This is a genomic window from Cupriavidus pinatubonensis (genome assembly GCF_019602855.1).
GTDB classification, from domain to species: domain Bacteria; phylum Pseudomonadota; class Gammaproteobacteria; order Burkholderiales; family Burkholderiaceae; genus Cupriavidus; species Cupriavidus pinatubonensis.
The window spans coordinates 2,253,639-2,273,149 of record NZ_CP080767.1; the positions used below are offsets into that span (position 1 = coordinate 2,253,639).

General features: G+C 64.6%; 26 protein-coding genes. 3 read left to right on the forward strand and 23 right to left on the reverse strand.

Annotated elements, in window-relative coordinates; genetic code table 11:
• Genes K2O51_RS22925 through K2O51_RS22935 form a run of 3 tightly spaced genes read right to left on the reverse strand, consistent with a single transcriptional unit; the run spans window position 1 to window position 2,257 of the window.
• Window positions 1-1,182: a baseplate J/gp47 family protein gene (locus tag K2O51_RS22925; protein ID WP_220630768.1), complete on the reverse strand. Its 1,182-nt coding sequence runs from the start codon at window positions 1,180-1,182 to the stop codon at window positions 1-3.
• On the reverse strand, window positions 1,182-1,532 hold the full coding sequence (locus K2O51_RS22930) for a contractile injection system sheath initiator (protein ID WP_220630769.1): 351 nt from the start codon (window positions 1,530-1,532) through the stop codon (window positions 1,182-1,184). Before K2O51_RS22930 ends, K2O51_RS22925 begins: the two co-directional genes overlap by 1 nt.
• 8 nt (window positions 1,533-1,540) lie before the next feature.
• Window positions 1,541-2,257, reverse strand: a complete 717-nt coding sequence (locus K2O51_RS22935; protein ID WP_220630770.1) for a Gp138 family membrane-puncturing spike protein — start codon at window positions 2,255-2,257, stop codon at window positions 1,541-1,543.
• A 10-nt stretch (window positions 2,258-2,267) separates the two neighbouring features.
• Between K2O51_RS22935 and K2O51_RS22940 the strand changes: the two genes are divergently transcribed.
• On the forward strand, window positions 2,268-2,633 hold the full coding sequence (locus K2O51_RS22940; RefSeq protein ID WP_220630771.1) for a hypothetical protein: 366 nt from the start codon (window positions 2,268-2,270) through the stop codon (window positions 2,631-2,633).
• Here K2O51_RS22940 and K2O51_RS22945 read toward each other — a convergent pair.
• From K2O51_RS22945 to K2O51_RS22980, 8 genes are read right to left on the reverse strand one after another with little or no spacing between them, the layout of a single operon-like run.
• Window positions 2,630-3,598, reverse strand: a complete 969-nt coding sequence (locus K2O51_RS22945) for a phage protein (RefSeq protein ID WP_220630772.1) — start codon at window positions 3,596-3,598, stop codon at window positions 2,630-2,632. The genes K2O51_RS22940 and K2O51_RS22945 overlap by 4 nt on opposite strands.
• Window positions 3,595-3,912 carry a phage baseplate plug family protein gene (locus tag K2O51_RS22950; protein WP_220630773.1) on the reverse strand — a complete coding sequence of 106 codons (318 nt, stop codon included), beginning with the start codon at window positions 3,910-3,912 and terminating at the stop codon, window positions 3,595-3,597. Before K2O51_RS22950 ends, K2O51_RS22945 begins: the two co-directional genes overlap by 4 nt.
• Complete coding sequence (locus tag K2O51_RS22955; RefSeq protein WP_245001869.1) at window positions 3,912-4,487, reverse strand: phage baseplate protein; 576 nt, start codon at window positions 4,485-4,487, stop codon at window positions 3,912-3,914. Before K2O51_RS22955 ends, K2O51_RS22950 begins: the two co-directional genes overlap by 1 nt.
• Window positions 4,484-6,217 carry a phage tail tip lysozyme gene (locus K2O51_RS22960; RefSeq protein ID WP_220630774.1) on the reverse strand — a complete coding sequence of 578 codons (1,734 nt, stop codon included), beginning with the start codon at window positions 6,215-6,217 and terminating at the stop codon, window positions 4,484-4,486. The genes K2O51_RS22955 and K2O51_RS22960 overlap by 4 nt, the downstream gene beginning before the upstream one ends.
• Window positions 6,192-6,362, reverse strand: a complete 171-nt coding sequence (locus K2O51_RS22965) for a DUF6889 family protein (protein ID WP_220630775.1) — start codon at window positions 6,360-6,362, stop codon at window positions 6,192-6,194. Before K2O51_RS22965 ends, K2O51_RS22960 begins: the two co-directional genes overlap by 26 nt.
• A gap of 29 nt (window positions 6,363-6,391) precedes the next feature.
• Window positions 6,392-6,895 carry a phage tail assembly chaperone gene (locus tag K2O51_RS22970; protein WP_220630776.1) on the reverse strand — a complete coding sequence of 168 codons (504 nt, stop codon included), beginning with the start codon at window positions 6,893-6,895 and terminating at the stop codon, window positions 6,392-6,394.
• A 2-nt stretch (window positions 6,896-6,897) separates the two neighbouring features.
• Window positions 6,898-7,341, reverse strand: coding sequence for a tail tube family protein (locus K2O51_RS22975; protein ID WP_220630777.1), 444 nt, complete (start codon window positions 7,339-7,341; stop codon window positions 6,898-6,900).
• Window positions 7,342-7,352: 11 nt separating this feature from the next.
• A complete protein-coding gene (locus tag K2O51_RS22980) occupies window positions 7,353-8,828 on the reverse strand; it encodes a DUF3383 domain-containing protein (RefSeq protein WP_220630778.1) in 1,476 nt (491 codons plus the stop codon).
• Between the two features lie 125 nt (window positions 8,829-8,953).
• Between K2O51_RS22980 and K2O51_RS22985 the strand changes: the two genes are divergently transcribed.
• On the forward strand, window positions 8,954-9,391 hold the full coding sequence (locus K2O51_RS22985; protein WP_220630779.1) for a hypothetical protein: 438 nt from the start codon (window positions 8,954-8,956) through the stop codon (window positions 9,389-9,391).
• A gap of 55 nt (window positions 9,392-9,446) precedes the next feature.
• On the opposite strand, the gene K2O51_RS22990 is transcribed toward K2O51_RS22985, so the two are convergent.
• From K2O51_RS22990 to K2O51_RS23045, 12 genes are read right to left on the reverse strand one after another with little or no spacing between them, the layout of a single operon-like run.
• Window positions 9,447-9,998 carry a phage neck terminator protein gene (locus K2O51_RS22990; protein ID WP_220630780.1) on the reverse strand — a complete coding sequence of 184 codons (552 nt, stop codon included), beginning with the start codon at window positions 9,996-9,998 and terminating at the stop codon, window positions 9,447-9,449.
• Window positions 9,999-10,001: 3 nt separating this feature from the next.
• A complete protein-coding gene (locus K2O51_RS22995; RefSeq protein ID WP_220630781.1) occupies window positions 10,002-10,373 on the reverse strand; it encodes a hypothetical protein in 372 nt (123 codons plus the stop codon).
• Window positions 10,374-10,376: 3 nt separating this feature from the next.
• The gene (locus K2O51_RS23000; RefSeq protein ID WP_220630782.1) at window positions 10,377-10,913 is read right to left on the reverse strand and encodes a hypothetical protein; all 537 of its coding nucleotides are present in this window, start codon (window positions 10,911-10,913) and stop codon (window positions 10,377-10,379) included.
• Window positions 10,914-10,939: 26 nt separating this feature from the next.
• Window positions 10,940-11,323, reverse strand: coding sequence for a DUF4054 domain-containing protein (locus tag K2O51_RS23005; protein WP_220630783.1), 384 nt, complete (start codon window positions 11,321-11,323; stop codon window positions 10,940-10,942).
• A gap of 39 nt (window positions 11,324-11,362) precedes the next feature.
• The gene (locus K2O51_RS23010; protein WP_220630784.1) at window positions 11,363-11,764 is read right to left on the reverse strand and encodes an STY1053 family phage-associated protein; all 402 of its coding nucleotides are present in this window, start codon (window positions 11,762-11,764) and stop codon (window positions 11,363-11,365) included.
• Between the two features lie 11 nt (window positions 11,765-11,775).
• Complete coding sequence (locus tag K2O51_RS23015; RefSeq protein WP_220630785.1) at window positions 11,776-12,813, reverse strand: DUF2184 domain-containing protein; 1,038 nt, start codon at window positions 12,811-12,813, stop codon at window positions 11,776-11,778.
• Between the two features lie 13 nt (window positions 12,814-12,826).
• On the reverse strand, window positions 12,827-13,321 hold the full coding sequence (locus K2O51_RS23020) for a structural cement protein Gp24 (protein WP_220630786.1): 495 nt from the start codon (window positions 13,319-13,321) through the stop codon (window positions 12,827-12,829).
• Between the two features lie 12 nt (window positions 13,322-13,333).
• Window positions 13,334-14,644, reverse strand: coding sequence for a DUF2213 domain-containing protein (locus K2O51_RS23025; protein ID WP_220630787.1), 1,311 nt, complete (start codon window positions 14,642-14,644; stop codon window positions 13,334-13,336).
• Between the two features lie 3 nt (window positions 14,645-14,647).
• Window positions 14,648-15,280, reverse strand: coding sequence for a phage head morphogenesis protein (locus K2O51_RS23030; protein WP_245001870.1), 633 nt, complete (start codon window positions 15,278-15,280; stop codon window positions 14,648-14,650).
• Window positions 15,231-16,802 carry a DUF1073 domain-containing protein gene (locus tag K2O51_RS23035; RefSeq protein ID WP_245001871.1) on the reverse strand — a complete coding sequence of 524 codons (1,572 nt, stop codon included), beginning with the start codon at window positions 16,800-16,802 and terminating at the stop codon, window positions 15,231-15,233. The genes K2O51_RS23030 and K2O51_RS23035 overlap by 50 nt, the downstream gene beginning before the upstream one ends.
• Window positions 16,799-18,217: a PBSX family phage terminase large subunit gene (locus K2O51_RS23040; protein ID WP_220630788.1), complete on the reverse strand. Its 1,419-nt coding sequence runs from the start codon at window positions 18,215-18,217 to the stop codon at window positions 16,799-16,801. Before K2O51_RS23040 ends, K2O51_RS23035 begins: the two co-directional genes overlap by 4 nt.
• Window positions 18,180-18,734: a helix-turn-helix domain-containing protein gene (locus K2O51_RS23045; protein ID WP_220630789.1), complete on the reverse strand. Its 555-nt coding sequence runs from the start codon at window positions 18,732-18,734 to the stop codon at window positions 18,180-18,182. Before K2O51_RS23045 ends, K2O51_RS23040 begins: the two co-directional genes overlap by 38 nt.
• A gap of 386 nt (window positions 18,735-19,120) precedes the next feature.
• Between K2O51_RS23045 and K2O51_RS23050 the strand changes: the two genes are divergently transcribed.
• Window positions 19,121-19,435: a hypothetical protein gene (locus K2O51_RS23050; protein WP_220630790.1), complete on the forward strand. Its 315-nt coding sequence runs from the start codon at window positions 19,121-19,123 to the stop codon at window positions 19,433-19,435.
• Window positions 19,436-19,511: the final 76 nt, after the last annotated feature.

Below are 19,511 nucleotides of genomic sequence, written 5' to 3' on the forward strand. Positions count from 1 at the left end.
TCAGGTCACGTTGAGAGTGATGCTCGCCGGCGTGCACGACGCCGCCTGGTTGTAGGCCAGCGCGACGTCAGGCGCGCCGGGGCCGCCCGGGCCGCTCAGTGTCAGGCCGGTGAGCTTGAATGTCGTCCCGCCACCCACGCTGTTCGCCGCGGTGATCGCGTCCGCCCACTCCACGCTGCCGGACAGGCCGCCGCCGATGGCTACGCCGTTCACGTAGTTGGCGATGACCTGCTTGATCGCGTCCGCGGTTTGCGTGCTATAGCCCGCCAGCGCCTTGATGTTGGCCGTTGCGGTGATCGCTGCGTTCGACGGTCGATAGAACCGGATCGTGATGGGCCGCCCGTAGACGTCCAACACCACGACGGACGTGGTGCCGTACGTGCCGGCGCCAGGCGTCTTCTTGTTTGCGATGGCCGTGGCAATGGCCGTCGAGTCGCCACCCTCCACCACCAGCGAGATCGAATGCTCGGGAATGCCGTTGGCATCCGTCGCGTCCGTGTCGTTCTCGTAGGCAGCCCACCGCGTCACGCCGGGCAGGCTGGCCACGGCGCCGATGATGCCGTCCAGCACCGTCAGCGATGGCAGCGCGGTCGAGATGGTCTGGCGCTGGCGCAGCGCGGGGTCTGTCTCCACCGGCGCGCCTTCGGCAGCGTCTGTCGGGTTGGTCACCGTCTGCCAGCCCAGAGTCGGCGTGCCGATCTGGATGATGCTGCCTGCCGGCGCCGAAACAGCGCCGATGGTCTGGCATGTCGCGGTTACTGTGATCTGGCCCGCCGGCGGGATAACGACGCTCGCAGGCAGAGCCCACTTCACGCCGTTTGCATCTTTGGCAATGCCGTTGGTGATCGTCGTGCCAGCCTGGCCGACCAGCAGCAGATCCACCGTCGAGTAAGACGAAGCGTGCCGTGCGATGCCGTTGATCTTGACATTGCTGGACAGCGCGGTGCCCTGCGCAGTGGCTGGGCTGAACGAGTTGTAGATTGCAATGGCCACCGAGTTGGCATCGTTGATCGACGACGCGAATACCGCCAGCAGCTGGCCGTCCTGGCTGTCGCCCTCCAGATACACGTCAGGCCCGTAGATGGCCCGGTACTGGTCCTTGAGGTATTCCAGCACGTCGGCGTATGTCGGCGCCGTGATGCCGTTGGCATCGATCGTCGGTGCGGTCGTGGTGATGGCCATCAGAGTGTCGCCTGAACGGTGGTGGTGCCGTAGATGGTGTTGATCGTCGCCATCACGCTGAGCGCGCGCGTCTCGCTGTTCAGGGTGCTGGAATAGGCCGCCAGCTCGCGCACGCCCTGCGTGCCGAGAATCCGCTGCCGGATCGCCGCGTCATAGGTGCCGCCGGTGTACTTGCCCAGCACCTGGTCCCACAGCGTGCCCTCGGTCGTGTCCAGGAACCACTCGCCGCGCGCGAGCCGGAGCCGTGTCAGCACGGCCTGGCCGATGGCATCCGGGCTGTCCTTGTAGAAGTCGGCCTGCTGCCCGCCGAAGGCATAGTCGCCATCAGCGTCCAATTTCCGATACCGCATGGGAATCCTCAGTTGACCGTGCCCGTGTTGCCCGCGCCCGGCTGCACACCGCTGTGCGTGTGGCTATCGTCGATCCGCTTGCCGTTCGCGCGCACCTGACCGGTGAAGGCGGTGTTACCGGTGATCGCGCATGCCGTGCCAGCGCCGCCGCTGTTCTGCACGGCGATCGCGCCGGTCATGGTCACCATCGGGGCGTCCAGCGTGATGCCGCCGGGAGCCTTGACCTTGACGATCTTCCCGGCCGGGTCCAGATCCACGTACGTGTCGCCCGCGTCGTTGCGGAGTTGAGTGGTGCTGGTGCTGATGCCGGTCAGCGCGCGCGGCTTGGACCGGAAGCCCAGCAGCACGAACCCATCGGACAGGTCGTGCATGCGCAGCTCGGCCTGTTCCTGCACGCCGCCAGACTGCCACCAGCTGTCGATGCAGCGGCTGGCGAAGACCACCAGACATTCGTCGCCAAGCTTGACGGGAAAGGTCAGACTACAATTCCCTCCGGATGGGAACTGCACCGGGCAGTCCACCAGCAGCGGCAGTGCGACCGTCACGATCGAGCCGTCGATCTGGCGCACCGGCACCTTGATGGTCGGCTGCACTTCGCACGTCATGGCATCGTCGTTGAAGCTCTGGATGATGCCTGGCAGCGCGGTCCATATGCCCGCGCGCAGCCCGTCGAACGCCTCCCGAAGCGCTACCTCGGGATCGTCAACCCGCTCTCGTCTATCCATGGTGATCGCAATGAAGAAGCTGGTACTGATCGCGGCGCTGGCCTCCGCCACAGCAGCAAGCGCCGAGGAAGCATTCGTATACCCGTTCGGCGGCATGAAGGTTGGCGAGACGGTCAACAATCCATTCCCGACGGTGCTCTATCTGAAGCGGAAGTGCGAACTGCCGCTGGTCAATGCCAAGGACATGCGCGCTTACGCGTCCTTCGGCGGACGCTGGGACATTGGCTGCTGGGGGCAAACCATCGACGGTCAGGCAGTCATCGTCGTGCCGAACCTGCCGACCAAGACCATCGCCATGAGCGCACTGGCCCGCGCCGATGTCCAGCAGGACCGCACGACCATGACCATCAAGGCGCTGCCCACGTACGGCCGCTAGCCGAACTTCTTGATCACGTTGTCGGGCGGCACCGTGGCCTTGTCCTTGAAGTTGTCCGGCAGCACTGTCACATCCGCCGCCAGGCAGATCACATCGGTGTAGAAGTCGTTCCCCCGCGTGTCGCCCTCGTGCTCGGCGATCATCACGTAGTAGTAGCCGTCGTCCTGCAGCTTCGCCTGCTGCTCGATGCGCTCGTTCTGGGCCTGCTGCCCGACATTCAGGCTGTACTCGTACTGCTGCACGCTGGCATTGTTTATCCAGATCAGCCGCCCGATCTTGATGCTGGGGTTCAGCAGCATCTTCACTGTGATGCCGTTCTGGGTCTGCTCAGGCAAGCCCACCATGCCGGTCTCGGCGGTGATCTCCGGGATGTCGCCCGGCATATAGGACGTCTCCGGCACCATGATCACCTTGCCGTCCTGGATGCTCCATACGGTCTGGCACGTGCGCGCCGTCCATCGCATGAACTCCCGCGCCATGCCGAACATCACCTTCCCGCGCGGCAGCGGATTGGAAGGAAGCTCAGGCAGATATCCTTGCGTCACCCCGTACGGGTTCATCGCCGTGCACGCCGCCGCTACGTGGTCCGCCGGCGTCGAGCCGGCCGCCAGGGTGGTATTCACCACGGCGAAGTTGTAGGCCGAATCGCCGTCGGCGGCGGTGATGTCCAGGTACGTGTCCGTCTGGCTTTCCCGGCCGCGGCGCACCTGCTTGATCGTGCCGTCGAAGATGAGTCCGAAGTTGCCTGCATAGCCGGCCTGCAGCACGACGCGCGAGAACTCCTTCTGCGCCCGGCGCGCGGTGTCTGCCGACACGTTGTAGACCCGGATCCGGGCCGAGTTCGGTGTCTGCAGGTCGCCGCGCCTGACATTGAAGCGGAAGCGCAGCTCGGACAGGTCCAGCGCATCGCCGGAGTCCTGCCCGAGAATCAGCGAGACCTTGCGGCCGAATTGCGGCGTGCTCATGCGTCCGTCACCCAGTAGAGATGCGAGCCGATGCCCAGATCCTCGTATGTCGGCACATCGTCCGGATTGGCCGCGCCTTGGACCCAAAGCCGGCCGGCGAAGCCGAGGTACCGATACTGCGCCAGCAGATCCGTGCCGGTCACCAGCGGGATGCCGGACACCAGCGGCGTATTATTCGCATCGGCAATGTCCAGCACCCAGCCGGCGCCGCCGGCCTTCCGGTACTGGACCGTCAGGCGGTAATCCACGGCGCCCAGCGTGATCGTGAAGCGCTGCGGCACCGGCGACAGCGGGATCTCGAAGAAATTGGGCATCACATGCTCGTCGGTGGTACTGAGCCACCCGGCGCCGGCGTGGCAGGGGTCGCGGCCTTGACGCCGGTGTTCTGGGTCTCGGCCGTGGCCGCCGGGTCGGCCTGGTTCTCGCGCGGCGGTAGCGTAGTCGCCTGCGTCTGGACGATGCGGATTTCCTTCAGCGTGGCCGTCACGGACAGCGCCAGGCCCGTCTTCTGGTCCTTCACCACGCCCAGCGACTTGAACAGCATGCTGTCGTACTGGCGCAGCGACGTGACCACGTCGAACGGCTCGCGCAGTTCCTGCAGCGCCAGCAGCTGCGAGTAGACGGTGCTGATGTAGTCAGCTGTCGGCAGGCTTCCGCCCACGAAGATGGCCTGCAGCGTGCCGGCCAGCGCCTTCAGGTCAGCATTGCTCCACCCGCACTTGATCACTACCTCGGGCTGGCGCTTGAAGGCGTGGTCGTTGATCTCCGCGCCCTTCTCGACCGGATGCTCGGTGATCTGCAGCTCGTCCTGGTAGGCCTCTTCGAAGGTCACTGGGATGGTGATGCTGCCGAGCCGCTTTGGCACGAAGGTGATCATGTCGACAATCACGAGAACGCTCCTTGCATGTTGCGCACCATGTCGCCGTTCACCTGGCGCTGCTGGTCGGATACTGCGCGGCCCGCAGCGGCCGGGTCGGATACACCGTAGACGTTGATGTTCGTCTGCTGCTGCAGGTCGACAGCAGTAGCCCCGCGGCGCGCGGCCTCTGCGTCGGCCTGTGCCGGCCTCTCGTAGTACCGCGACACGATCTCGCCCGACTGCTGCGCATTCTGTGCCGCGCGCAACAGCTGGCCTGCGCGGCGCTCGGCGCCCTGCGTCAGCTCGTAGTTCACGAACTGCAGCTGCTCCATCAGCGACGAATCGCGGATGTCCTTGCCCGACCAGGCCTTGAAGTTCGCCTGCCTATCCGGATGCCACTGCGCTACGCCATAGGCCTTGCCGCTGTCACCCACTGCACTCGGGTTCAGACCACTTTCGTGCCGTAGGTTGGCAACAATGCCAGCCGCTTGCTCGTGGTTCCATCCCATGCGCTGGAAGAAGGCCACCGCATCGAATGCCGCCTGCTTGCCGGCCTGTGGCCGTGGTCCTCCGGCGCCGTCGGAGTTTCCGGCCGGGCGCTGGCCAGCAGCTGCGCGTCGGCGATCCAGTTCCGCCTGCTCGCCTTCGTTCAGATTGCCGCTGTACAGCGCCAGCCCGGCCGCGCCCGCGATGCGGCCGACCCACGGCAGGAAGCGGGACATCCAGCCGGCAGCCGCACCAGCACCGGCCGCAGCGCCACCCGCACCCGCCGCGCCGCCAGCAGCAGCGGCTGCGGCATTGGCCGCGCCGAGCGCGCGCACCGCCGCCACCATCTTCCAGATGCCGGCAATGATCTGGAACCCGCCCAGCACCTTAAAGACGCCGACCAGCAGCAGGAGCTGCGTTGACCAGCCGTCCGTGGCCTTGTCCAGCTCGATGAACTTGTCGGCGATCCACTGCAGCGGCGGCCCCATCGCGGCGGCGGCCGACAGCACCGCGCTGGCAATGGTCGCCACGCGGTCGGCGATGGCCGGCGAGTTCTCGTCGAACCAGCGCCGGAACTTCTCCAACTGCGGGCCGATCTTGCGCAGCAGCGCGCCTTCGAGGCGGATCGCGAAGTTCTCGAACGTGGTGCCCAGATCGCGCAGGGCGATCATGAACTCGTGGGCATCCTCTGTCGCCTTGTCCAGGCCATTTGTCCGGGACATCTCCCGGTACTGCTGCATGAACTTGGCGAAATCGCCGTCGCGCATCGCGAGCAGCAGGTTCTCGTCGATGCCGAGCGTCTGGCCGTACTGGCTCGCCAACCAGGTCGGCTTCTGCGCCAGTTCCTTCCCGAGGTCGGCCAGGATGTCGACCGTGTCGCGCAGCTCGCCGTTGGCGTTGCGCGTCTGCACGCCCAGCGTGGCCAGGTAGCCCTCGCCTGCCGGATTGTTCCGCAGGAACTTTGCCAGGCTCTCCACCGCGCCAAAGGCGGTCTCGGTCGAGATGCCCAGGTTGCGCGCGGCGAAGTCGAAGGCCTTCAGGCTGCTGGCCGCGGCGCCGGTCCGCTTGGAGACGAAGTACAGGTTCTCGAGCTTCGACGCCAGTGCGGACACGCCCACGCTGATGGCCAGCGCCGACGCCGAAATGGTGGTGACCAGCTGCCTGACGCCCTTGGTCGCCTGCTCGACGCCATCGTTGAACTTCTTCAGGCCCTTCTCGTCGACCTTGAAGCCGAGGGCGACGAGGAATTCACGGATGACGGTACTTTGGGCCATTCTGCTGTTCCAAGATGCGGCGTGCGGCCGCCTGGTTGTCGGCCCGGACGGCCAGCGCGTCGTTCATCAGAGCGATGTCTTCGAGCCCCAGCGTGCCGTCAATCAGCGACTCGTACTTGCACAGGCCTTCGAGAACCGGCGCCATCAGCCAGTCCTCTCCCCCTGGCAGATGCCTTAGCCAGCTTGCCCCGGCAGATCCGGATTGCTCGGCAGGCTGGTAAGCAACCCTCGAATAAAAGGGCCGAGGTTAGCCACGATGACCTGCACCACCAGCGGCAGCATAACGCCCAGGTCCATGTCCTGGAACATCAGGGTCTTCTGCTCGAGCGACACTACTCGCGCCCAGCCGCTGTCCTGCCGACGTTGCACCGCCGACAGGCAGTTGTCGAACACGTAGTCCGCATCGGCATCGTTCAGCGCGGCCAGCGCATCGGCGAACGGCTGCAACGCCTCGCCAAGGTCCGACAGGTCACCGCCCATCAGCAGCTTCGCCGTGGCCGCGCCAGATGCTTCCGGCGCATCGACGCCGCTGGCCTTGAGCTTCTCGGCCAGCTTCAGGAACGCCGGGATCATTGGCGGGATCACCGGTGCAATGCGGCGCGAGACGTGCAACTGCTGCTTGGCCGACAGGCGTCCGATCGAATAGGTATTGCCGCCCAACTCGATTTCACGGCTCATGGTCAGTACGTCCCCAGCATTTCTTCGATCCGGCCGGCGTCGAACACCCATTCGACAGTGCCGCCCTCGGTGGCGTAGGTCAGATCCGGCACCTTCTTGAAGGCACACTGGATGCCCGTTGCGATGTCGCCGGCCACCGACTGGCCCACCGTGATGACGTTCTTGCCCCACATGCGGCTGTCGATCTTCTGGGCGTTGTAGAGCGCCATCAGAGTGCGGTTGACCGGCGCAGTCTTCAGGTAGCGCAGCGTGATCTGGCCAGAGCCGTCGGCGCGCAGGCTGTGCATCACGGCGCCGTCGGACCCGACGGTCATGGTGTTCTTGTCGTTGGCCGCGGCAATGGTAATGCCTTCGTCGGCCGTGGCCTCGCCGTAGCCCAGCGAAAACGCGCCGCCGGGCCCGACGATGGAGGCCTGCACATCGATGAACGAGTACGTTCCGGACATGGTTTCCCCTATCAGCGGTTCACGTTGACCAGGATGTCAACGCTGTGGATGGCGCCGGCTTCCTTCGCCGCGACCTGGAAGGACACCGACTTGCGCGCTTCGCGGTCGGCCTGCGACTGCAGCGCGATGGGCGGCGCGTAGACGTAATAGCCCTTGGCCAGCGTGTCGCCCTGCTTCAGCGCGCCGAAGCCGCCAGAGTTCCAGACGCCGGGTGCCAGGTAGCCGTTATTGACCGCGGCGTCGCACGCAGCTTCGATCGTCGTAGCGATCAGCGCATTGCCGGCATCGGTCTGCGGGATCTTCGTCGGGCTCTGGTACAGCAGGTTGTAGACGTCGGTCTGGATGCGGTTCTGGAACCAGATCGAGTTGTAGACCGAGTCGATGAAGATGCCGCTCGGCGTCGAGCCATACTGAATGATCGCCGTGTCATTGTTGTAGGCCACGAACACGTTGCAGCGCTTGGCCTGCAAAGTGTCGGCCTGGCTGCTGGTCAGGGTCTCCGGCACGATGCCCGGTTCCTGCTTGTACATCAGCGTGATCGTGGTGTTGTTCGCGTTGAAATCGACCGTCAGCAGGCGGCCGAACATCGACGCGGCAGCGTATGGGCTGCTGCTCGAGTACTGCACGAACGAGTACTTCAGGCTCAGCGCCTTCAGCGTCGATGCCAGATCCGCGCTGCTGGTCGAATCCAGTGCCGTCGGCTCCTGCGTGGTCGCACCGTAAATGTGGCGCTGGTCCGCCTCGATCAGGTTGGCCACCGCCGTGTGCTGTACGTTCGTCAGCGACGTGTCGGCGAACATCAGGCCGAGGAACTTGTTGGCAAAGCGGTTCAGGAACAGCGACACGCACGCGTCCGGCGTCTCGGCAACGATGCCATCGACCGGGACCGACGCGAGGCCACTGGTCAGGCCAAGCATTGCAGAAATGTCGGTGCCCGAGCCAGTGGCGCTCGCATAGCTGATCTTCGAGCTGATGCCAGTGGTCGGCGAGGTGATCACGAACTGCGAGCCGTTCCAGGTGCAGACAGCACCGGCAAGCGCCGTGGTGATGATGCTCGCCACGTTGTTCAGGTTCGTGGCGGCGGCGAAGTTGAGCGCCGACAGCGTCTTTAGCGTCGCGTCGACGGTCACCTTGAACGAGCCTGCCGTGACGGCCTGCCAGACGGTGATGTCCTTCTGCGCGGCCGAAAGCGCCGCGCCGCGGATCAGGCCAGACGTGGCAGTCTTGGCCCAGCGGCCCAGGTACAGCTGCGACGGCTGGGGCGTCTGCTGGAAGTACAGCAGCGCGGCAAGATATTCCGGCGCGCTCGTGCCGAAGTCGGCGGACACGGCGTCGATCGTGCCGTACGACCGCATACGCTCGTTGGTGTCGATCACCGCGGACGCGCCCAGGATCAGCGCCGTGTTCAGGTTGGCGCCCTGGGCCGCCAGCGGCGACATGTTGATGGAGACGTCGATCAGCCGCGAAACCGGCAATCCGTTGGACATGTGGAACCTCACTAGGAAGTCAAGTCAAGAATATGCGAGCCCGTTCAAATGTCCCCCGCTAACGTGGGGTGAAGATCACGTTCACTCGTTCGATAAGGAGTGCTCGTACACCTTGAGGACTCAGAATGTCGACCAAGAAAATCGCTGCGGCGACTTCATTGGCAATGCTTTGCTCAGTAGCGCACGCGGGCACCTTCACAACCCGCGCGCATGGCGATGGAATTCAGGACGTTGGCGCATCGATCTCGGACATAGTGACTGAGAATTTCACTCGCGCTTTTGACTCGAAGACCTATGCAATCGTGGTCTCATACCAGCACCACCAGATCGGTGACGACAATTTCTGTGCTGCTCAAGTCGGTGTGAGCCGACGTCCCGCCGCGAAGCGCTCGGTCGCCATCCCAGACTGGCGTTTTCAAACCGCGCGTGTCGAAAGGAACACCGGCTCAATGAGCTATGGCCAGAAGGAAGCGTGCATGGTGGCGGCTGTTCGTTCGGCCGTAAGGGATCTGATGCAGGCGGATCCAGAAACAATCAGAGCCAAGAGTTCAGAATCCCTATAGCCCAACCAACGGTGTACTCGTCATGCGACCACCGGAACCGTCGTCGTAGCCTCTCCTAATCCCGTGGCAACCCGACCTGAGCGGACAGAAGGTTCAGGACCGGATAGGTCCGGGTGATCTTGCGGCGCAGCTGCACGGTCAGGTCGTACCGCCGCACCCACTGCTGGTTGACGAAGTCGGGCGCCGCGCGAATCTCGCTGACGCTGACGAACTTCATGTCGTTCAGCGCCAACTGCTCGTTGTTCTGCGGGATGGCGAGACCGTCCGCCAGCCGCTGCGCATAGCCCTTGCCGGCCGGCCCGTAGAACGAGCACAGCAGCTCGATGGCCTGGTGCCGTATGTACGTGTCGCTGCCGTCTCCGTTCGGGTCGTGCTGGATGGCAGGGCTCGCGTCGTTCTGCTGCACGTCGACGCCCAACGCGCACCAGTTCACGGACGGCTCGGGCTGCTTCGGCACAGTCGGCTGCCAGCGCGGCCGCACCATGCTGCCGGGCAAACCGCTGATGCCGGCCACGAGCGCCTGCAGCAGATCGTCGAGCGCGTCATCGTCTGGCGGTACCGGCGCGGTCGGCGCCAGGTAGCCGCCGGTGGCGCTGGTATTGGCCATGGCTTATCCCGAAAGCGGTTTCAGGTCACAGGTGGCGCATACGAAGCCGCGCCCGAAGTGGCTGTAGTCGTTGACGTTGGCCACGGTGTACGTCCGGCCTTGCCAGACGATCTCGTCAGCGTCCTGGCCGGCGCTACCGTCCGATAGCCGGAACGTCGTGTGGACGGTGATCGAGCCGATGATCCGGCTGCCGTCCGCGTTGCGGTGCAGGATGTCGCCCTTGTCGCTGGTCACCACCGCGGCGAACGGTGTGGCCGTGACGGTATTGGTCGCGCGGCCGTGGTCGTCGACCGTCTGCGTCATCCGGTTGCACACCAGGCCGGTGTCCATGAAATCCGGGTCCAGCAGGACGTCGGTGACATCGAGCAGAGCCATGGCTTATTTCCGTTTTCTGATGACGTACGTCACCGCGTTCCGAAGTTGACCGGTGTCCACCAATGGCTTGGCCAGATCCGTGCCCGGCTTCTCGCCAGCCGCGCGCCGCGCCAACTCTTCCTTGGCGCCTTTGCGGCCACGCCGCGCGCGCTCGCGCAGGGTCGCCTCGCTCAGCGCCGGGGTGATGCCACTGTTGATGCGTTTGCGGACAGACGACTGCGCGACAAGACCAGCAGAGGACAGCCGACGCTGCATGCCGTCGATATCGCCATCCAATGCAGCCTCAGTCGCCTTCTGCAGCTGCGGCAGCGTCTTTCCCTGTACAGCAGCGACACCCGGCACCAGAAACGGCCGAGCCGGCAGATTGTTGGCCGGTGAGCCAGTCTCCTGGATGTACCCGATTTCGGCGTTGCTGAGTGGTTCGCCGTCGTCCTTGCGGCCGGCGGTGCTGTCAGGGATGCCGACGAGCACCTGCTTGTCGACGAGGCCAGTGATCGACTGAAGAACCTGCTTCAGCCGGTCTACCTTGATGACGCCCATGGGATGCTCCCGATGGGCGGTGCGCGCTACAGCTGAATGCCGCCAGCGCCCATCATTCTGGCGAGCGTCAGATAACGCACACCATACGTGGTCAGGTTCCACATGCCTGCATCGTCGATGGTCGCGGCGCCCGTGTCGTAGCTGGCGCTGACCTTGTCGACAGCCTTGGAAGAAAGCGGGCCGGTGACCTGGCCCGGGATGCCGCCAACGTCTGCCGTCTGCTCGTCGCGCGCGGCCAGCACCAAGTGGTGCGCCGTGCAAAGCTCGATGCCCTGATCGGTCAGGACGCCCCACCGGCACGGATTGACGAGCGATTCCGACACCGTTAGCCAGAACTCGACCGTGGCGTCGGGATACTTCGTCGTGTCGGCGAACTCCGGAAAGTCCTCGCGGAACTGGTCAGGTGTCATGGGTGATTGGTTGATGCCCCTCGCGAGGCATCATACCCCTCATTTCGCCTTCGTCGCCTTGGCAGCGTCGGCTGCGGCCTTGTCCGCCGCCTGCTCGCGCTCCGCTACCGTCGCTTCGCGCTTGGCCAGGTCGGCGTCGCGTTGCTCGGCAGCCTGCTCGCGCTCGGCGACAGCCCTTTCGCGGCCGCCCAGATCGTCCTGCAGATCCTTCAGCTGCTTGGCCCTGCCTTCCAGGAACTCGGCTGCAGAGTCCAGCACGGCGCGCTTCTCAGCGAGGTCGTCTGGCTCGCCCTCGCCGGCAGCCGGCTCTTCGCCGGTATGCGCCTTCACATACCAGTGCTCGGCCACGTCGGCCGGCACCGTGTGGTTGCCCACCGGGAAGTCGTGCCGCTCGTCCTTGTGGTGCAGCGTGAACGCCTTCTTGACGTAGATCTTCGGCATGCTTGTCTCCCTCAGATCCCGTCGCGGTAGCCGATCAGCTCGGGATACACCACCTCGACCACGCCCAGGCGGCCAAAGTAGGTAGTGAGCTGGCGGATGTCGCGGTACTCGAGCGGCGTGCGCTGCAGCGGCACCATCGGGAAGCGGACTTTGTCCTGCTCCTTGGTGTACGCCATCATGCGGTCGGCGCTGGCAGTGCCGCGCTGGTACAGCCACTTCAGCGGCTGGATGTTCAGCGGTCGGCCGTTGATCGAGTTCGAGATGGTGTTCTGCTTCACGTACTCGAGCACGCTGATGTTGCCAGCATCGCTGACCTTGCGGCTGACCAGGATGCCGAACTTGACCGGCGGCAGGCGCAGCTCGGCCGGGCAGTAGGCGTACGCCGAGGCAGCCCAGACGCTCGTCAGCAGCTCGTTGATGTCGGCGACGATCTGGTCCGGCGTGGCCGTTGCCCAGTTGCCAGTGACCGCGTTCGAGACGTTGGTCACCGCGGTGTTGTTGACCAAGCCGGTGACGCCCAGCACGGTATCGCCGATGTAGACCTGCTCATCGACGTCCATGTTGTGCTTGAGCTGCATGCCGGCGAACTTCTGCTGATCCACCGGTCGGCCGAGCTTTTGGGCGGATTCCAGCTCGGGAATCGTCCAGCCGATCTGCATGCCCCACAGGGTCAGCGGGTTGGCCGTCTTGCCGATGTCCAGCGCGATGCCGGCGATCGCGGACGCATCCTTGCCGATCCACGACTTGCCGTTCGGCGATGCGCCGCCGGCAGCAGCGAAGCTGGAGTTGGTGAACGACGAGGTCTCGTCCGCGATCGAGACGTCCTCGCGCAGGTCGATGTCGCGCGACCAGGTGACAGAAGCCAGCGGGCCGTGCAGCGTCTGGTCCAGGCGCTCCAGCTCGCCGATCAGGAAGCTGCCGGTGCTGTCGATCGTACGGCTGTCGAACGTCAGCATGTTGTCGCGCGTGCGGGCGCGGATGATCGCCGGGGCGTTGACCATGGCGATAGCGGCCGCCGCAGCCATGCGCGGGAGGATGATTTTGCTCATTCTGGGTGACCCCTTAGATGTTGTAGGCGATCTCGACGTTGCCGTCGGCATCACCAGCGTTCATGAACGTCGCACCGGCCATCACCACGGTGTTGGTGCTGTCGGCCGCAGCTTCGATGCCGCCGATCGGCTTGCCGGCGGCAGCGGCAGCCACGCGCACGTACACGGGACCGCCCAGCGCCGGGGTACCGGCGTTGTTCTTGACGGTCATGTAGCCGCGGCGCATGACGTCCGCGACGCCCTTGGTCGGCGGCGTGGCCGTGCCGAGAGGTTCCGAGCCGGCGCCGCCGGTAGTCGGGTACGGGCGCACCAGCAGGCCGTAGATCACGGTTGCGGCATCGCCGCTGGCGACGGGCACGAACTTGCCCGACACGATCTTGCCGGGCACGCCATACGACGGGAACGGCAGCGACGAGTTGAAGATCTGCGACTCGACCGTCGCTTGCGACTGGCGCGAAATGTCCCCCGGAATGCCCGAGGCCATGCGATACAGGATTGCGTTGCCCATGTGCGGGACTCCTTAGTTGGCGGACCGGTCGGCCCAGTACTTGCGGTTGGCGGCGTTGATGTCGGCGACCGTGCGGGCCTTGCCGAAATCCTTGGTCGTCGCGACGCTGTCGTGCGCGCGGCCATTGTTCTGTGCCTTGATGATCTCGCTGGCGCCCATGAATGCGGCGTGCACCAGGCCGGCAGGCAGCTTCTCGAAGTCCGCCTTCTGGCTGCCCAGCAGCGGCGCGATTGCGGCTCGGCCGGCATCGGTCTTGAACGCGATGTCGAGCGCCTTGCGCTGGCACTTGCACAACGCAGCAGCGCGGTCGGCCGTGGCCATCTTGCTGTCGAACGTCGGCAGCTTGATGCCGGGGGCCAGGATCTCGGCGCGAGATGGGATGCTGGCGGCGCTGTCGCCGGTGTACAGGTCGACCTCGGCCTGATTCAGCTTTCCGGCCGTCTCGGGCTCGATGACCGTGTCATCGGTCTTCTTCTTGTCCGGGTCTTCCTCGTCCTCGTCGTCCGTTTCCTCGCGCTCAGCGTCGCGGGCCTCGATCTTGGCCAGGCGAGAGTCCAGCGCCTTGACGGTCTTCAGAATCTGGCCGAGGGCGTCGCCGGTCTTGGCTTCCTTTTCCTTGGCTTCGCGCGCCGCGCGCTCTTCCTCGGATTCCTCGTCGTTGGCCTTGGCCTCTTCCAGCGCTTCTTCCATGGCCGCCTCGTCGCCAGCCTTGAAGGCCGTCCAGAGGCGGTCCCACACGGTGCGCTTGCCCTTGGGCTTGCTGTCGAAAGTCTTCATGTCTTCGGGTTCCTTATCGCCGATCGCGCAGCGCGGGCCGCACCGGCCGCGCTCGACGAGGGCTACGTGGTTGACAACGATGTTCCGCTGTACCCCGCGGCCGGGTGATACCTGTTCGTAGTCGGCTTCATAGCCGAGGCTGACTTCCTCGATGCCATCCTTCTGGATCGCCTCGATGGCGGCTTGGTCGGTCACCATCAGGTCGGCGATCAGCAGGTCGTCCTCGATGCCGCTGCCGCGGCGCAGGTTGAGCATGGCGCCCTTGCCGAGCGCGGCAAAGTTGGCGGGTGTAACGAAGTCGTCCGGGTGGTCCAGCGTCACAGGCTTGCCTATGCAACTGGCCAGCGTCTCGGGCCTGAAGACCTCGTCTGGTGTCCGGCTGATGCGGATGAGGCCGTCAGGGCCTGGCTCGACTGGCACCTCGCCGGGGCCATACAGCATCTCGCCGGTCCGTGCGACGGGCACTTCCTCGCACAGGAGGAAGCCCTCGGGAGTCAGCGAGCGCTTCGGGCCCAGCTTCTGCACGGTGTAGAAGCGGAGTGCCATGGATCAATCCTCGGGAATGATGGGTTCTGCCCAACAGCGGCAGTTTGGGAACTGGCCGGCGTGGCCGGTCATCTTGTCGATGGTCGGCGGATCGCTCCACGCGACTACCTTCCCGTCCATTCGTCGATGTGATTCGCGGACATCGCTGTCTTCGCTGGTGTGCCAGATGTAATGCGTGCTCCCGACATGCATCGCGCGGGCCTCGGTCAGCGTCGACGCGGTGCGCGCCACCTCCGTCCTGGCGATGAGGTCAGCGCGGCTCTTTGCCACGTCGCCTGATGCCTGGATGGCCTTGGAGATCTCCGACGCCCGGGTGCTGTCTTCCAGCCCCTCGATCGTCAGCCGGTGCACGCGCTCGGCAGCTTCCAGCGGGATGGACTTGATCAGACCGACCTGCTCGGCCATCAGCGCCTGCATGGTGGCTCCGGTGGGCGCCGTGCGAATCTCCAGACGCAGCGCGCGGGACATATCCTGCGCCTGCGCCATCCAGGCTGCCTCGTCGCGCCGGTTGACGTCAGCCAGCATGCGCGCCGCTGTGGCCTCGGCCCATGGTGTCAGGGCTTCGGCGTAGCGGCGCAGCAGCTGTTCAATCGTCGGTACCGCGGAGGGATCGCCAGGCGGAAAGCCATTGACCAATGCTCCTACCTGCTGCGCGACCTGCCGGAGCTGCGTCCTGTACACCCTTTCCGGCCCGCTGAGCTTGACCGGGTTCTTCCGGCCCTTCTTCCGGTCGGTCGTTCGGGTCATCAGCATTGGGCAAGTCCATCTCAGGCGTCGGCGGCGGCTCGTTCTCGGCTTCCGTGATCTGCTCGTCGGTGATGCTGGTGAATACGCCTGTGCTATGGCTGGACGCCCGCAGTTCCTTCATGCCGGTGGCGGTATCCACCAGGCCGGCATCGAGCGCAGTGGTCACGGCCTCGGTCACCGTCTTGGCGTTGTTCGCCTTCTCGGTGTCGGACAGCTGCCAGAGCGACGTGAACTGGTAGGCGAAGCCTTCCGGCGGCGCCTTTCCGAGCACTGAGCGCACTAGCACATCGAACAGGCGTGTCAGCGGGCTGCGCAGCCGGCGCTCCTGCTGCTGCTTGATGTTGTCGTAGTAGGTCCGCAGGTCGGACTCGCCGGTGCTGTTCAGGCCGGCCGGCGACTGGCCGAACAGGCGCACCAGCGGAATCTGCAGGGCGCCGGACAACTGCTGACCGAACTGCATCAGCACGTTGTCCAGACCGGAGAACGTGTACTGGTGCGCCTCGAACGTGTCCTTCGCGTCGATCAGCGTCAGCCCTTCGTTCGACTGAAAGCGCCGGATCATCTCGACGTGCTTCAGCAGGCCCTCCATCGCCGGACCGCCAGCGGCGATCACCTCGCGCAGCTTGTCGATGCTGAGCGTGCGCAGATGCGCCTTGTAGACCAGCTGCGCGGCGCCGATAGTCGTGCTGTCGAACGCGACCAGCCGGTCAATCAGCCGCTCGATGACCGACTGGCCCCACAGGTTCTCGCTGATCTTCTGCCAGTACGGCAGCTCTACGCCATCGATGCGCAGCACGCGGCTGTAGTGGATGCGCTGGCGACGCAGGGCAATGCTGTCGTCCACCACGTCGTAGTAGCGCGGCACGCCCATGTCCGGGCCCAGCTCCGTGACCAGGTCGTTCAAGGTCGGCTGCACCATCCAGCGGTCCAGCACGAACAGGCCTTTGAACTGGTCCTTGTGGATGCTGTCCGGCCGCAGCGGCGTGGACGGGTTCTGACCGTCGATGAGCATCACCGCCAGCGCGCCGCCATACAGCCGCGACCATTTAATGGTGTCGTTGATACGGTCCCACAGCGCCATGGCCTCGAACGCCGCCGTTAGCTTGTCGCGGTCGCCCGGGTCCATGTCGGCGTCCACATCGACGCCAGCGCGCGTCATGTCGTCAGCGACCACGTCCACGGCCTGGCCGACGATCCAGCTCGAGCGGTACATGGCCTCCATCTGCACGCGGTTGCGCGAGATGAAGTCGAAGCCGTAGGTGAACTGGCTAGCCTGGTTGTTCGTGCCGAGCCCGACGCGGGCTTCGAAGTTCTGGAAGCTATCGCCGCTGATCCAGCGCTTGGCGCCGGCGGACGCGGCCACATTGGCCCGGTGCGCCAGTTTGTGCGCCTTGCGTTGGTTTCGGTTCATTGTGCGAGCTTTGCCCAGGTTTCAATGGAGTGCTCGCCCGGCGCGTAGCACATGATCAGCGCGTCGGCGATGTTCGGCGACGGCCTCGGACCGCCGGGCCTGTTCGGCTTGGCCAGATCCTTCTTGCTCTCGACCTTCACGCGCCCGTTGTCGTCGAACTGCCGGCGCGGCGTGGCCAACTCGTCGATCAGCTTGTCCAGATGCGGGCACGCGCTGTCGAGGCTGATCAGCTGGTCCTCGGTGAACTGCATGCCGCGCTTGACCGCGTTATAGGTGTTGCGGAACCGGTCCGCCACCATCCACCAGGCCTGCGCCTTGATGTTGGCGAACTGGTCCTTGTTCGTGATGTTCGGCTGCTGGTAGATCTCGTCCGGCTCCCAGACCGCCGCGCCAGCGTTGAACTTCTCGTAGAACACGGATGCGTTGTCGCTGTCCGCGCGCCGCGCCTCGTTCAACTCGGCGAACTTGGCCCCAGCGCTGGCACCGACGCCGATGGAGTCGTACCGGATGGATGCGCTACGCTCGCGCGCCACCGCGTAGGTCCGGCTGCAGCTCTGCAGCAACTCGTCCTCCCCCGCCTTCCACTCGTCGGCCCACGACACGACAGAGCCGTGCGCGAAGACGTTGGCGCATTTGTCCGCGCCGCCGTCGGCCACGTCGAACCCGAGGCGTCGCGTGCCGGCAGGGCCGAAGCCCAGAGCCTTGTGCGCATCGATCGCGGCCAGCAGCCACGAGCGCTTGATCACCGCGCCTTCGTCATCGTCCTTGGGCACGCCCAGGTAGATGTGGGCGAACTCTTCCTCGTCCTCTTCCTTGGCCGCGTTGATCACGGCCAGCATCGTGTCCGACAGGAACTGGTTCTCGTCGTAGTTGATCTTGCGAACGATGGTGTTCGGCGGCGGGTTCAGCACGAAGCGCCGGTAGACGAAGTCGGTCGCCAGACGCGGGTTGAAGATTATCCAGATCTGCGAGCCGGCCTTCCGGATCGTCGGCTCGAGGATCTTCCACTGTTCCTCGGTCAGGTTGTGCGCTTCCTCGATCCAGAGGATGTCGATACCTTCCAGCGACTTGATTTCGTCGATCGAACGCCAGAGCCCGTAGAACAGGAACTCGCTCTCGGTCTCGCGCCCGATGATCTTGTTGTCAAGGATGCGGAACTGGCTGGTGAGCCCGAACCGGCTGATCTGCGCCTTCAGAAGCGTATAGACCGATTCCTCGATCTTGTTCTGGAACTGCCGCACGCACAGCACGCGCAGCTTGTAGTTCGACGTCAGGAACGTGGCAAAGCCGGCAGCATCCCATGACTTCGTCGACGCCCGCCCGCCGTACAGCACGCGGTTGCGTGCGGGGGCCAGCCAGAATGGCCGCAGCGCCGGATTAAGCGTCGGCCGCGCTGCTGTCGTCTGACTCGCCATAGAAGTGGTTCAGGCCGGCAGGCGCCGGCTTCTTGCCGCGGCTGGCATCTTCCAGCGCTTCCTTGTTGGCGCGCAGCAGGTTCAGACCGATCTCGCTTGCGCCGTTGGCCATCTTGGTCAGCGCCTGGACGCCGAGCAACTGCTGCATGCTCTTCGTCAGAGGCTCCGCATCATCGACCTTCTCGACCTGCTGCGCGGCGATGCCCGCGAGCCGGTGCGCCGTCATCGCGCCGTAGCGCGCGGCGCCAGCCAGGTGTTCCGAGATGTCTTTGAGCGAATCAGCCAGCGACCGGGCGGCCATTTGTTCCGAAACATTGAGTTTCGAAAGAGCGCGTTCCGTCTCAACTATCTGATTCGCAACGGTTTTGATCGTTTCGTTACGCTTAGAAAACCGGACCGATATGGCGGTCTTACTGACGCCGAACTCGCGGGCCAGCGCTGACGTGGATTCGCCTGCCAGCAGGCGTTTGCCGACCTGCTCCCATTGGGCGTCGGTCAGCTTGGATGGACGTCCCATGGTGGTATGCCTGTGAAATGGAAATGCCGCCGCCCGTCGCCATGGAGTACCCGCTGCCTAACGGGGAGGAGACTGGCTTACGTTACGTCGGCGGCTGCCGGTGTTTTACCCCACCGCCGGCCGGGGATAAATCTCAGCCAATTGGTTGACACACATGGCCATACAGCCGATTGCGCGCACGTAATGTCCGAAACTACCCTCAAAAGAGAGTGCAAAGACAAGAACGGCGCATTTTGGAGGAATGCATGCGAAACAGACGCCTGATGACCGCAGTTGGAGCGTTATGCCTTACCGCAACCCTGGTTGGATGCGCACGTACCCATTACCCGTCCACGGCAGGGCTACCGGTTGAGAAGCCCCAAACGCCCGTTGCTCACCTGGAAATCGTGAAGAAGCCAGCAACATCATCTTCGGACTGCCCCGTCACTGTCATGATCGTCAACCGAATGGCAAACGCCGCGTGGGACGGCGTCAGCTTTCAGGTAGTGATGCGGGATGCCAGGAACGAAGTTGTCGGTGAACTGCGCGAGCTCCCAATGAAATATGTCGATCCCAAGCGTGGGATGGTGTTCTCTTCAGTAGTGCGAGGGACACAATGCGACAAAATCGCCCGTATGAGTCTCACCTACTTTGGTTACTACCCGACCGGACAAGGCCAGGTCAGGGTTTCAGAGGCCTTGGTCACGACGGGGCTAAAGTAGCCAGCGAGGTAACGGCACAGCACCAAAACAAAAAGCCCGCGCAGCACTAACTGGGCGGGCTTTCGGGTTACATCCG

Bases quoted from the DNA above. Each gene is read 5' to 3' on its own strand.
- K2O51_RS23025 (WP_220630787.1), bottom strand. From the start codon at position 14,644: ATGGCACTCCGCTTCTACACCGTGCAGAAGCTGGGCCCGAAGCGCTCG.
- K2O51_RS22980 (WP_220630778.1), bottom strand. From the start codon at position 8,828: ATGTCCAACGGATTGCCGGTTTCGCGGCTGATCGACGTCTCCATCAAC.
- K2O51_RS23000 (WP_220630782.1), bottom strand. From the start codon at position 10,913: ATGGGCGTCATCAAGGTAGACCGGCTGAAGCAGGTTCTTCAGTCGATC.
- K2O51_RS23045 (WP_220630789.1), bottom strand. From the start codon at position 18,734: ATGGGACGTCCATCCAAGCTGACCGACGCCCAATGGGAGCAGGTCGGC.
- K2O51_RS23020 (WP_220630786.1), bottom strand. From the start codon at position 13,321: ATGGGCAACGCAATCCTGTATCGCATGGCCTCGGGCATTCCGGGGGAC.
- K2O51_RS22945 (WP_220630772.1), bottom strand. From the start codon at position 3,598: ATGAGCACGCCGCAATTCGGCCGCAAGGTCTCGCTGATTCTCGGGCAG.
- K2O51_RS23010 (WP_220630784.1), bottom strand. From the start codon at position 11,764: ATGCCGAAGATCTACGTCAAGAAGGCGTTCACGCTGCACCACAAGGAC.
- K2O51_RS22935 (WP_220630770.1), bottom strand. From the start codon at position 2,257: ATGGATAGACGAGAGCGGGTTGACGATCCCGAGGTAGCGCTTCGGGAG.
- K2O51_RS22950 (WP_220630773.1), bottom strand. From the start codon at position 3,912: ATGCCCAATTTCTTCGAGATCCCGCTGTCGCCGGTGCCGCAGCGCTTC.
- K2O51_RS22990 (WP_220630780.1), bottom strand. From the start codon at position 9,998: ATGGCCAATACCAGCGCCACCGGCGGCTACCTGGCGCCGACCGCGCCG.
- K2O51_RS22930 (WP_220630769.1), bottom strand. From the start codon at position 1,532: ATGCGGTATCGGAAATTGGACGCTGATGGCGACTATGCCTTCGGCGGG.
- K2O51_RS22925 (WP_220630768.1), bottom strand. From the start codon at position 1,182: ATGGCCATCACCACGACCGCACCGACGATCGATGCCAACGGCATCACG.
- K2O51_RS23040 (WP_220630788.1), bottom strand. From the start codon at position 18,217: ATGGCGAGTCAGACGACAGCAGCGCGGCCGACGCTTAATCCGGCGCTG.
- K2O51_RS22995 (WP_220630781.1), bottom strand. From the start codon at position 10,373: ATGGCTCTGCTCGATGTCACCGACGTCCTGCTGGACCCGGATTTCATG.
- K2O51_RS23035 (WP_245001871.1), bottom strand. From the start codon at position 16,802: ATGAACCGAAACCAACGCAAGGCGCACAAACTGGCGCACCGGGCCAAT.
- K2O51_RS23015 (WP_220630785.1), bottom strand. From the start codon at position 12,813: ATGAGCAAAATCATCCTCCCGCGCATGGCTGCGGCGGCCGCTATCGCC.
- K2O51_RS23005 (WP_220630783.1), bottom strand. From the start codon at position 11,323: ATGACACCTGACCAGTTCCGCGAGGACTTTCCGGAGTTCGCCGACACG.
- K2O51_RS22960 (WP_220630774.1), bottom strand. From the start codon at position 6,217: ATGGCCCAAAGTACCGTCATCCGTGAATTCCTCGTCGCCCTCGGCTTC.
- K2O51_RS22985 (WP_220630779.1), top strand. From the start codon at position 8,954: ATGTCGACCAAGAAAATCGCTGCGGCGACTTCATTGGCAATGCTTTGC.
- K2O51_RS22970 (WP_220630776.1), bottom strand. From the start codon at position 6,895: ATGAGCCGTGAAATCGAGTTGGGCGGCAATACCTATTCGATCGGACGC.
- K2O51_RS22940 (WP_220630771.1), top strand. From the start codon at position 2,268: ATGAAGAAGCTGGTACTGATCGCGGCGCTGGCCTCCGCCACAGCAGCA.
- K2O51_RS22965 (WP_220630775.1), bottom strand. From the start codon at position 6,362: ATGGCGCCGGTTCTCGAAGGCCTGTGCAAGTACGAGTCGCTGATTGAC.
- K2O51_RS22975 (WP_220630777.1), bottom strand. From the start codon at position 7,341: ATGTCCGGAACGTACTCGTTCATCGATGTGCAGGCCTCCATCGTCGGG.